Source organism: Flavobacterium swingsii, assembly GCF_900111965.1.
GTDB classification, from domain to species: domain Bacteria; phylum Bacteroidota; class Bacteroidia; order Flavobacteriales; family Flavobacteriaceae; genus Flavobacterium; species Flavobacterium swingsii.
In genome coordinates, this window is the sequence record NZ_FOJT01000003.1 from 283,429 (window position 1) to 295,899 (window position 12,471).

At 33.7% G+C, this 12,471-nt stretch carries 9 protein-coding genes; all 9 read right to left on the reverse strand.

All coding sequences use genetic code 11. The features are described 5' to 3' along the window. Positions 1-30: 30 nt before the first annotated feature. Positions 31-597, reverse strand: a complete 567-nt coding sequence (gene pth, locus BM053_RS06465; RefSeq protein ID WP_167357320.1) for an aminoacyl-tRNA hydrolase — start codon at positions 595-597, stop codon at positions 31-33. Between the two features lie 77 nt (positions 598-674). Continuing rightward, positions 675-1,907 carry a M23 family metallopeptidase gene (locus BM053_RS06470; protein ID WP_091475325.1) on the reverse strand — a complete coding sequence of 411 codons (1,233 nt, stop codon included), beginning with the start codon at positions 1,905-1,907 and terminating at the stop codon, positions 675-677. Between the two features lie 13 nt (positions 1,908-1,920). Then, the gene (locus tag BM053_RS06475) at positions 1,921-2,847 is read right to left on the reverse strand and encodes a tryptophan 2,3-dioxygenase family protein (RefSeq protein ID WP_091475326.1); all 927 of its coding nucleotides are present in this window, start codon (positions 2,845-2,847) and stop codon (positions 1,921-1,923) included. 5 nt (positions 2,848-2,852) lie between these two features. Next, on the reverse strand, positions 2,853-3,623 hold the full coding sequence (locus tag BM053_RS06480) for a DUF3108 domain-containing protein (RefSeq protein ID WP_091475329.1): 771 nt from the start codon (positions 3,621-3,623) through the stop codon (positions 2,853-2,855). 296 nt (positions 3,624-3,919) lie between these two features. Next, a complete protein-coding gene (gene hppD, locus BM053_RS06485; protein ID WP_091475332.1) occupies positions 3,920-5,080 on the reverse strand; it encodes a 4-hydroxyphenylpyruvate dioxygenase in 1,161 nt (386 codons plus the stop codon). A 65-nt stretch (positions 5,081-5,145) separates the two neighbouring features. After that, positions 5,146-6,303 (reverse strand): homogentisate 1,2-dioxygenase, encoded by a 1,158-nt coding sequence (locus BM053_RS06490; RefSeq protein ID WP_091475334.1) that lies wholly within the window; start codon positions 6,301-6,303, stop codon positions 5,146-5,148. Positions 6,304-6,599: 296 nt separating this feature from the next. Next, positions 6,600-8,237, reverse strand: coding sequence for an amino acid permease (locus tag BM053_RS06495; RefSeq protein ID WP_091475336.1), 1,638 nt, complete (start codon positions 8,235-8,237; stop codon positions 6,600-6,602). Between the two features lie 100 nt (positions 8,238-8,337). After that, positions 8,338-10,641: a patatin-like phospholipase family protein gene (locus BM053_RS06500; protein WP_091475338.1), complete on the reverse strand. Its 2,304-nt coding sequence runs from the start codon at positions 10,639-10,641 to the stop codon at positions 8,338-8,340. A 12-nt stretch (positions 10,642-10,653) separates the two neighbouring features. Then, entirely contained in the window at positions 10,654-12,453 is a 1,800-nt protein-coding gene (uvrC, locus tag BM053_RS06505) for an excinuclease ABC subunit UvrC (RefSeq protein WP_091475628.1), read from the reverse strand. Between the last annotated feature and the right edge of the window lie 18 nt (positions 12,454-12,471).

The following is a 12,471-nucleotide window of genomic DNA, read 5'->3' on the forward strand; positions in this document are numbered from 1 at the left end:
AAAAAGGGAAGCCAATTGGCTTCCCTTTTTTTATTTCCCGTTATAAGTAGTCATAGTGTTTTCTAAGCCAGCTAGTGCAAAAGCTTTAACCGCTTCTGTAGCTATTTCTAATCGTTCTGGGAGTTTTGTTTTTTCACTTTCGTCCCATTCGCCAAGTACATAATCTACTTGTTTGCCTTTCTTAAATTCATCACTAATGCCAAATCGGAATCTAGGATATTCCGAAGTATTTAATGTTTGTTGAACGCTTTTTAACCCGTTGTGACCACCGTCGCTTCCTTTTGGTTTTATACGAATAGTTCCGAATGATAAATTCAAATCATCTGTAATTATAAGAACATTGTCTTTTTCTATTTTTTCTTTTTCCATCCAATATTGAACTGCTTTTCCGCTCAAATTCATATATGTATTTGGTTTTAATAATAAAAGTGTTCTTCCTTTAATTTTGTATTCGGCAAGTGAGCCAAGTTTTACCGTTTGAAAATCTAAAGATTCTTGTCGAGCCAAAAAATCTACTACTTTAAAACCTATATTGTGACGTGTGTTTACGTATTCTGCACCAATGTTGCCTAGGCCAACTATCAAAAATTTCTTCATATTATCATTATTGCTTTCTTCGTTTTTGGTTGTCGAAAAAAGGTTTGAAATCCATCGTATCATTACAAAAAAGGATTTTAATTTTTATTATTTAACAACGCAACACTATCTAATTCTCTCTTCAGCGGTGTCATAAATTCAATAAATCTTGGTTTATTCTTACTATCCATTGGGGTTGAATTGGGTAACTTAAGTTTTAGCGCATCTACTTGTTTGCCATTTTTCCAGAAACGATAGCAAACATGTGGTCCAGTTGCTAGTCCCGTGCTTCCTACTTTTCCAATAGTCTGACCTTGTGTTACATGTTGCCCACGACGAACTAAAATCCTAGACATGTGCAAATATTGTGTAGCATAGGTTTTGTCGTGTTTTACCTTTACATAATTTCCGTTTCCTATAGAATATCCGGCTTTTTCGACCACACCACTTGCAGTTGTCATAATTGGTGTGCCTGACGGTGCAGCATAATCGGTTCCGTTGTGTGCTTTGAATCGCATTTGAACTGGATGAAACCTGCTTTTAGAAAATTTTGAAGTAATATTTATCGATTTTAATGGTGCTTTCAAAAAGAAATTCTTCAATGCTTTTCCTTCATCATCATAATAATCTGTTTTTTTGTCTGATGCATTCTGTTTGAAAGGGAATGCGTATATATTCTTGCCTTTGTATTCAAAAAAAGCACATTCTAAAGAATCGATTCCGTCATAAATAGAGTCATTTATAAATCTTTCGGTAAATGTTACAGCAAATTTGTCACCTTTTTTAGATTTAAAAAAATCGATAGACCATTTGTAAATACCAATTAATTCGCTTGATAGTGCTGCTGATGCTCCTTCATTGTGCAATGTTTCGGACAAAGAACCGTTTAGTTCTCCTGCAATGGTCCTTCTTTTGAGAGTGACTGGTTTTGTTTTTTTGCTTGCCAATACAATCGAATCTCTAAAATTGACAACATAGTAGTTTAACTGGTCTGGCTGGTAAATAAAATATTCTAATTTTTTAGTTTTATCTTTGGAAAGAAGCATGGTGTAAGGTTTCCCAATTCTTACTATTCTTACATCAAAAGTATCTTTAACTTTAGCGACAATATCATATACTTGTTTGCCATTTAGGTTCTGCTTTTCGATAATACTTCCAAAAGTATCTCCAGATTTTATGGTGTCATTTATAACTAAAAAATCGTTGAGGCGAAACCCAAAATCATAGCGAATTGGTTCTGCCTTTTTTGTTGGCAAAACTATGTTTTCACTGTCTTTTTTACATGAAATAATTAGTAGCGCAATGACTAATAGCGTTATAATTTTTTTCAAATGGAATGGTTTTTTAAAGGTTTTCTCCCCAAGTTTTTAATTCTTCGACTGACCAAAGTTCGGGAAAAAATATTCTTCTTTGGTATTTTGGATGCATATATTTTTTCCAATCGCTTCCGCCAGTGGCTTCTCCGTCACCTTTTCCGTTGTCTATATATTTTCTGGCAGCGTTCAGGTGTCCCATAACCCAAGTAATATTTACGGTATAGTCGTAATGACGCATAGCAGCGATTAGTTCGGGATTTTTCTGGTCAGTTTCAGGAATTTCTTTAAATTTTTGCCAAAGATTGATGGTGTTGTATTCTTCCATACAATCCAAGAATTCCTTTTTGTATTTTTTTTCAAATTCCTTCAAGAAATATGATTTTTGGCCCGTGGTATAATCTTTTCCTGCAGCTTGCCAATACAAATGTTCGAAAGCATGTTCGAAAGGGGTGTTTCTATCTATAGTTGCTCTAAAACGGTGGTCGATTAGGTTTATCAGATCGGTCGAACAAAACTCAATCATGCGATATTGTGCACTCTGAAAACCACTTGCAGGTGTTAGTGTGTGGCGAAATTTCATGTATTGCTCAACTTCCATTCCGTCGCCCATAATATCGAAAGAAGTGGTTAGCATATCAAAATAACGACTTATTCTCATTAATCTTTCGGTAAAAAAAGCCGTTGATGGTTTTGTAGTATGTGACAACTGATTTATTTCCCACAAAATCATTTTAAACAATAATTCATTTACTTGATGATACATAATAAATACGTTTTCATCAGGCAAAGTTGTTCTTTGTACTTGAAGGTTTAACAACGCATCTGTTTGTATATAATCCCAGTATGTAATTGGTTTCGACCAAAGTAATCCTTCTAGATGCGCTTCGGTTTTTTGATTTATTGCTTTGTATTTTTCGTCAATTTCTTGAACTATATTTTCGAATTTGTTTGTCATATTGTTTAGTTAATTACCATAAATGGATTTTTTAGTCCTTTAAAAGTTTCTAAATCGGCTTTTAGGGAGCCTACTGCTAGGCTAGCTTTAATTCGTAAAGGTATCTTATTTTCGTCATCCGAGATCCAAACAGTTACACTTTCTTCTTCTTTAAAAACACGTCCAGACTGTACAAGCGGCCTGAAAACCATTGTTTTTACTTTGCCAAAGTTTGTTCTTATTGTTTCTCGTCCCACAAATTTTAATTTAAATTTAGTGATTTCATCATCAAAAAACATATCAATCATGATAGATTCTCCAACATTGAGTTTGTCTATGTTTGGGTGATTTCTTAAGTAATAAAATGCAGAAACAATGTCTTGTACGTTTTCACTTACGTTAAATGTTTTTTCGGTATTGTTCTTATAGTCCTTAATCAAAACAGTGTTTTTATCTTGATTGAAAAAACCTTCTTGATTTTTTGTATAACCACCTTCGTCTATTTTTCGAAGAAACTGATAGGGTTTACTCGTTGTTTTATCTATAAAACTTTGGTAATGGTCTTCCACTTTAAAAAATGTTTTCGCCATTCCCGCAGTGTAACCATGACCAACGGTGTAAAAAACTTTTTTGTTATTTATGACAGCTTCTTTTACTTCAAGAGTTGCATAGCCAGCGGTTATCATTCCGTAGTGAATTCGGAACTTAAACCATTCGCCAACATCGAATGCGCTTTGGTTTTGTGCAAAAGTATTTAATGAAATAATTAGCGATAATAGTAGTAATTTCTTTTTCATTTCTAAGTCGATTTATATTCGTTTTAGTTGTGAATACAAAAGTCATTCCAAATGTACTAAAAAACAAAAAACCCAGTCAAATAAATGACTGAGTTTTTATGCTTTAACCAACCAAAAAACTATAAATTATGAAAATTTATCAATAAAAAGGGAACCACCCCTTTCGTATTGCGAGTGCAAAAGTAGTATATAAATTCATTATATTTAGTTAAAAATTAACTTTAACATTTATTTGTCAAAATCAATAACGGTATAATGTAATTCACTAACAATTATGCAATAAAAATTCAATTTTATTATAAAGTTCCTCTTTTGGCTTGTTCTCTTTCTATCGATTCGAATAAGGCTTTGAAGTTTCCAGCACCAAAACCTTTGGCTCCCATTCTTTGAATGATTTCAAAAAATAAAGTTGGTCTGTCTTCTACTGGTTTTGTAAATATTTGAAGTAAGTAACCATCTTCATCTGCATCGACCATAATGGCAAGATTTTCGATTTTGGTTAGATCTTCTTTCATCATGTCCATATGAACACCCAATCTTTCTGGAATGGCTTTGTAATATTCGTGTGGTGGTGCCGATAAGAATTCGACTCCACGTGCTTTTAGTTGGGTTACGGTTTCAATAATGTCATCTGTTGCAATGGCAACATGCTGTACCCCAGAGCCTTCATAAAAATCTAAATATTCTTCTATTTGTGAGCGTTTGTTTCCTTTTGCTGGTTCGTTTATAGGAAATTTGATTCTTCCATTTCCGTTACTCATTACTTTAGACATCAAAGCTGAATATTCGGTGTGAATTTGTTTGTCATCAAAAGAAAGGAAATTTACAAATCCCATAACATCTTCATAGAATTTTACCCAAGTATTCATTTGGTTCCAACCTACGTTACCCACCATATGGTCGATATATTTTAAACCTACTGGTGTTGGGTTATAATCTGATTTGTGCTCGACAAATCCTGGTAAAAATGCTCCTTTGTAGTTTTTTCTTTCTACAAACATATGTACAGTTTCTCCGTAAGTGTATATTCCGGCACGAACTACTTCTCCGAATTCGTCGGTTTCGACAGTTGGTTCCATATATACTTTTGCGCCACGAGAAGTTGTTTCTTCGAATGATTTTCTGGCATCTTCTACCCAAAGGGCAATGATTTTTACACCATCTCCGTGTTTTTTTACGTGTTCTCCAATTGGAGATTCACTATTTAGGGCTGTTGTAAGTACTAAACGGATTTTATCTTGTTTTAAAACATACGAAACTTTATCTCGTGATCCTGTTTCTAATCCGCAATAGGCGTATGATTGAAAACCGAATGCTGTTTTGTAAAAATGCGCTGCTTGTTTTGCGTTTCCTACATAGAATTCGACATAATCGGTTCCTAAAAGTGGAAGGAAATCTTGTGCTCCTTCAAATATTTTTTCTAAGCCGTATTCGACTGATTTTACTTCTTTACTCATTTTATTTTTTATTTTTTAACCCTATCAGGGTTTTAAACCCTGATAGGGTTGTTATCGTTATTTAATTAATCCACCCAAGATTTATAGTATTTTCCATCATCTAATCCCATAGCAGCTTCGGTTACCATAAGTGGGCGGAATGTATCGACCATTACGGCTAGTTCCTGAGTTTCGGTGTGACCAATACTACGTTCCATAGCACCTGGTGCTGGGCCGTGAGGAATTCCTTTTGGGTGTAATGTAATATGTCCTTGTTCGATATTGTTTCGGCTCATGAAATCGCCATCTACGTAATACAATACTTCATCGCTGTCTATGTTGCTGTGATTGTATGGTGCAGGAATCGATTTTGGGTGATAGTCATACAATCTCGGAACGAACGAGCAAACGACGAAAGTGGCTGTTTCGAAAGTTTGATGAATTGGCGGTGGTAAATGTACACGTCCAGTAATAGGTTCGAAATCATGTATGCTAAATGCGTACGGGAAATTGTAACCATCCCAACCTACAACGTCAAATGGGTGAGTGGCGTATACAATTTCGTGCATCATGCCTTCCTTTTTTGTTTTAATAAGAAAATCTCCTTTTTCGTCATGCGTTTCTAATTCTGAAGGCAATTTGAAATCTCGTTCGCAAAATGGAGAATGTTCTAAATGCTGACCCGATTCGTTTTTGTAACGTTTTGGTGTATAAAAAGGAGCGTAAGATTCTACGTAGAACAATCTGTTTTCTGATGTCTCAAATTCTATTTGATAAATCATGCCACGAGGGATGATAAGATAATCTCCGTATTCGAAAGGGATATTACCTAACATAGTACGAAGTTTTCCTTTTCCTTTGTGAATGAAAATCATTTCATCGGCATCGGCATTTTTATAAAAATATTCGGTAAGTGATTTTCTAGGTGCAGCGAGTCCTATAATGCAGTCTTTGTTGACTAACATATCTTTTCGGCTGTCTAGGAAATCATCTTCGGGTTTTAGTTCGAAACCTTTTAGTAATAGTGATTTTATGTTTTTACCAATGGCGATTTTTGGCTCGACCGAATATGATTTTATTATTTCTTTGACTTGTGTTGGACGATGAACATGGTACAGCAACGAAGAATGTCCGTGAAAACCTTCGGTGCCAAAAAGTTGTTCGTAATACAATCCGCCGTTTGGTTTTTCGAATTGTGTGTGGCGTTTTTGTGGAAAATCACCTAGTTTATGATATATTGGCATGTTTTTTTAATTAGAAAATTAGAAAATGTAGCAATTAGAAAATGATTGTTTTGTCAATTTTATTGACGGACTTTCCTAATTGAGTTAATTATCAATTTAATTGCTCACTCTGGATTTCTTTTAATAAGAAATTTCAGAAAACCTAATAAACCTGACCATGTAGATTTCATATTACAAATATCGGAAAAATATTTTTTTGTGAGTTCTTTATTTTGAAATATTTACAAAAGAGAAAAGGCATTAAAAAATGACGAATCAATTTTTTAATGCCTTTTTTATAAAAATAAATAAGTTAACTATCTAGATTTTTTAAAACTATAAGCATAAATCAAAGCATGAATTGCCGCAAATGCTAAAGAGAAATAAAATAAGAATGAATCGTCGAGTTCTGGATCTGCATGGTGAACAAATGCAATAACAACTAAAGCTACAACCATTCCTAAGCCTGATAAAGCAACTGTTTTATAACTGCTCTTATCGAAGCCTTCACTGTTTAAAACACTATTTTTCATTCCGTAGAAAATATATAAATCGAAGCCTATCATCATCCAAACAATAAGACGAATCCAAGTGTCTAATGGTAAAAACACCATCATAAATAAACATACTAATACACCTGCAATTGGCACAAAAGGAACTAATGGTGTTCTAAAAGCTCTTGGCGCATCTGGCATTTTATTACGCATAATCAAAACACCTATACAAACTAAAATAAAAGCAAATAAAGTACCTATGCTTGTCATTTCACCTACAACTCTCGCTGGAACAAATGCAGCAAAAAGACTGACAATAACCATGAATAATAAGTTGTTTTTTGCTGGGGTTCTAAATTTTGAATGTACTTCTGAAAATACTTTTGGCATCAAACCATCTTTACTCATAGAGAAAAACACTCTACTTTGTCCCATAAGCATTACTAAAATAACGGAAGCGTATCCTCCTAAAATCGCTAATAAAATCGCATTGTTTAACCAAGGATAAGCTGGAGTAATCATTCCGCCTGCTCCCATAGGACCCATCGCTTCAACTGCAATAGCAACTGGTGCAATTCCATCTTTTCCTGCGAATGCTTGGTAATTAACTACTCCTGTCATAACATGAGCAAAAAGTATATAAAGAATTGTACAAATTCCTAATGATAATAATATACCAATTGGCATATCTCTTTTTGGATTTTTAGCCTCTTGTGCTGCTGTTGAAACAGCATCAAAACCAATGTATGCAAAAAAGACAATTGCTGCCGCTCTAATAATTCCTGAAAATCCAAATTCACCAAATTTACCAGTGTTTTCTGGAATATATGGTGTGTAATTTTCTGGTCTGATATACTGCCATCCCACTGCGATAAATACCAATACAACAGTAACTTTCAATAAAACTATGATTCCATTAATAAATGCTGATTCTCTAGTTCCACGAATTAAGATTAATGACATTATCATAACTATAAAAACTGCTGGAGCATTTATAATTCCACCTTCAAACGGCGAAAGCATGTAAGAATCATCGATATGAATTCCATAACCTCCTAAAAATTTTCCTAAATATCTGGACCAACTAATAGAAACTGTTGCTGCTCCTACGGCATATTCCAAAACCAAATCCCAGCCAATAATCCAGGCAACAAATTCTCCCATAGTTGCGAAAGAATAAGTATAAGCACTTCCTGCAACTGGAATCATTGAAGAAAATTCAGCATAACACAAACCTGCAAAAATACAGCCAAAAGCAGCTACAAGAAATGAAATTGTGATTGCTGGACCAGCATTCACTGATGCTGCCAGACCTGTTATTGAGAATAATCCTGCACCAATAATCGCGCCTATTCCAAGGGCTACTAATCCGGGTGCTGTTAATGTTTTTTTAAGTCCTTTATCAGACTCTGTTGCTTCGTTTAATAATTGCGATAGCGGTTTTCTTTTCCAAATAGACATAAAATAAAATTTTGTGTTTTAGTTGCCCAAAAATAGACTTTTTTGAAAACAATTCAATAAAAAATAATGATTTCTGAGGTTTATTTAAAAAATATTTTTTTTAAAACAAGAAACCAACAGTAAACCAAGTGAAACTTTTGCCTGTTTCTGGCGACCAACTTTGTTTTAATTCGATTGGTCCAATTAGTGTTTCCATACCGTAACCTAAAGCGTAACCAGAGTATTTAGGACTAGAAATCCATTCTTTACTATCAAAAATGTTATTGCCTATATTGGCAATGTTTGCAGAAACATTCAGGTGGTTTTTTTTGATAAACTCATAATCAAAAGACAAACTAGCTTTTACATAACTATTTCCAGAAAGATCTAAATAATTGTACCCGTAAAAGGATTTTAGATTATTAATTTTAGGATAACCATAGCCTCCAAGAACGTAATCGAAAACAGAATTGGTTTTTGTGCCTATTAAAAATCCACCTTCTGTTTGAAGTTTTATTGCAATTTTATTGAAAACGGTTTGAACAATTGCCGCATCGGCTTTAATGGTTGTAAATCGAGTAAAATTATTATTGTGGTTTGATGATGATAAAAATGACTGAGCATCACCCATAAAATACCAGCCTTTTTTGGGAAAATATTTGTTTGAAAACGAATCGTATTTTAAGAATCCTACTAATGATAGATAGTTGTTGTTATCTAAATATTTTTTTGTATTCTGGACTAAATTTGTGGTTACATTAACATATTTATATTCTAATCCTACGCCAAATAAGAACCTTTGAGCAAATATTGTTTGAAAATAAGCTTGGTTAGAAAAGTCTAAATAATCGATATTTATACTTTCTAATCCTGCTTTACTTAATGTTTGTCCTCCGTTAAAATCGGTTTTACTTGTTCGTTTAAATCGATTTAGTTTCGATTTGAATCCGAAACTTAAATGAAAACCGTTGTCTATATAATAATCTAAATTATAACGAATATTATCGCCTAAAATAAAATCAAAAGAAGCCACGTCATTCTTAAAAAACATATTGCGTTGCGTAACATTTATCAAAGCACTAGATTTGAATAAATCGTCATAATGAACTCCTAATTTGAAATAAGTTTTTATCGGATTTTCTTTAAGATCAATCAGCAAAACATCTTGATTTCCTTCTTTTGCTAATTTATAATTTATAGAGCTAAAATTTTGTGTGGCGTTCAGATTGTTTATACCACTATGCAGATCGGTGTAACTAATTTTGCTTCCAGGTTTAAAACGGAGTTTTCCAATAACATACGAACGGGTATAGTTTTCGTTTCCTTCTATTCCAATACCTTGAATATATAAACTGTCTATTTGGCGTGTGTTTTCCGGTATTTTTTTATAATTGGTTCCTAAATTCTTTAATTTTTCTTGAAATAAAATGGCCGCTTCGACACCTTTATTTACAATTTGCTCTCCTTGATCGAAAGAAACAACAGAAAAGCCTTCGATATTTGGTTTTATATATATGTCTGTTTGAAATTTTTTGTCTTTCATTTTTTCAATCATCTGAAAATTTGAAATTTGTGTCAAAATCCCTAAAACGCCACTTAACTTATCTCGATCTTTTAAATCGTCTTGCACATCGACACCTATTATAATATCGGCGCCCATTTTTCTTACTTCTTCTACGGGATAGTTATTAGCAACGCCTCCGTCTATATACAAATCACCGTCAATTTCTACTGGAGAAAATAAGGAAGGAAAAGCACCACTTGCAGATAAAATTAATGGTAAAGAACCATTTTTAAAAACCTTTTCTTCTCCAGTTTCCAAGTTTGTGGCAATACATAAAAAAGGAATTTTTAGCTTGTTAAAATCCTGAATATGACGAACATTATGAGTTAATTTACTCATTAAGTTATAATTATACATTCCTTTAGACAATCCTCTTGGAATGCTAATTTTGAATTTTTGGAATGGTAATGAAACGGCGTACAGCTCGTCATTGCCTTTTTCGTAGAAGGTTTTGTTTTTTCGAGGTACAAAGTCCTGTACTAATTCGTCGAAATTGGTTTCTTTGAATATCGAATCTAATTGATTTGCAGTATATCCGCTGGCATATAATCCGCCAATGATGGCACCCATACTGGTTCCGCCTATATAATCTATTTTTATTCCAGCTCGTTCTATTTCTTTTAGAACGCCTATGTGAGCAAATCCTTTTGCACCACCGCCACTAAGCACTAATCCTATTTTTGGTTTTTTGATCGTGTCTTGCGAAAAAGAGAAAATAGATAATAGACAAAAAGAGAATAGATACAAAAGACGCATGCTTTTTAGCCCCGATAGCAACGAAAATCCTTTTTCTTTCTTTTTCGGAAAGAAAAAGATTGGAGTGAATAGCGGGAAAATGGATTGCAAGTATGCTTTGTACATTCGCTACAAATATTAAGTATCTAATTTATTGTAAAAGTCGGTAATTTTTTTGGCTTTTGAAAGACCTATAACGTCAGAAATTTCTTTTTCTGATGCTAATTTCAATCTTTTAACACTTTTGAAATGTTTTATTAATGTCAGCATCGTTTTTTCGCCAATTCCCGGAATGGTTTCTACCGATGAATTGAGTGCCGCTTTGCTTCGTTTGTCTCTGTGAAAGGTTATCCCGAAACGGTGCGCTTCGTTCCGCAATTGCTGAATTATTTTTAGTGTTTCCGATTTTTTATCTAAATATAAAGGAACGGAATCTCCAGGATAAAATAATTCTTCCAGTCGTTTTGCAATTCCGATAATGGCTATTTTTCCTCGCAAATCGAGTTCGTCCATGATTTTGAGCGCCGATGATAATTGTCCTTTTCCACCATCGATAATAATTAGATTTGGTAACGGCTGGTTTTCGTCGAGTAGTCTTTTGTATCTGCGATAAACAACCTCTTCCATCGAAGCAAAATCGTTTGGTCCTTCGACTGTTTTAATATTAAAATGGCGGTAGTCTTTTTTAGAAGGTTTTCCGTCTTTAAAAACCACACAAGCCGCAACAGGATTGGTTCCTTGGATGTTCGAATTATCGAAACATTCGATATGGCGTGGCTCGACTGATAGTCGTAAATCTTTTTGCATTTGCGCCATAATTCTATTTACATGGCGCTCAGGATCTACAATTTGTAGTTGTTTGAGTTGTTCTATTCTGTAAAATTTGGCGTTGCGAATAGATAATTCTAGAATTTGTTTTTTGTCACCCAATTGCGGAACGGTTACTTTTATATTTTCGCCGACTTCAACTTCAAACGGAACTATAATTTCACGAGAAAGCAATTCAAAACGCTCCCGAAGTTCGATAATTGCTAATTCTAACAATTCTTGATCGGTTTCGTCTAGTTTCTTTTTTATTTCTAAAGTATGAGAACGAATAATCGAACCATGCGAAATTTGGAGGAAATTGATAAACGCCGCAGCTTCGTCCGAAACGATAGAAAACACATCGATATTCGTAATTTTTGGATTGATAATTGTAGATCGCGACTGATAATTTTCTAGAATTTCTATTTTTTCTTTTATTTTCTGAGCTTCTTCAAAGTGCATATTCTGAGCCAAATTGGTCATCACTTTTTTGAAATCTTTCATCGATTCTTTAAAATTTCCTTTCAAAATTTCACGAATCGCATTTATTTGATTTTGATAATTTTCTAGCGTTTCTAAGCCTTCGCAAGGTCCTTTACAATTGCCAATATGATATTCTAAACAAACTTTAAACTTATGATTTTCGATATTTTTTTCGCTCAAATCGAAATTACAAGTTCGAAGCGGATACAATTCTTTGATTAAATCTAAAATTGTGTGAACAGTTTTGAAACTGGTATAAGGGCCAAAATATTCGGAACCATCTTTTATCATTTTTCGGGTAGGAAATAATCTAGAAAAAGGTTCCTTTTTAATACAAATCCAAGGATAAGTTTTGTCATCACGAAGCAAAATATTGTATCGTGGTTGCAGAGTTTTTATGAGGTTGTTCTCCAATAATAATGCATCGGTTTCTGTAGGAACAACAATGTGTTTTATGGTTACAATTTTCTTGACCAGGACATTGGTTTTTGCCGTGTCATGCACTTTGTTAAAATAAGAAGAAACTCTTTTTTTGATATTTTTCGCTTTTCCAACATACAGTATTTTGCCTTCTTTGTCGTAATACTGATATACTCCAGGATTATCTGGAAGCGTTTGTATTTGTAACTCTAAAGATGGAATTGACATTTTTTGGTATTGCAATTG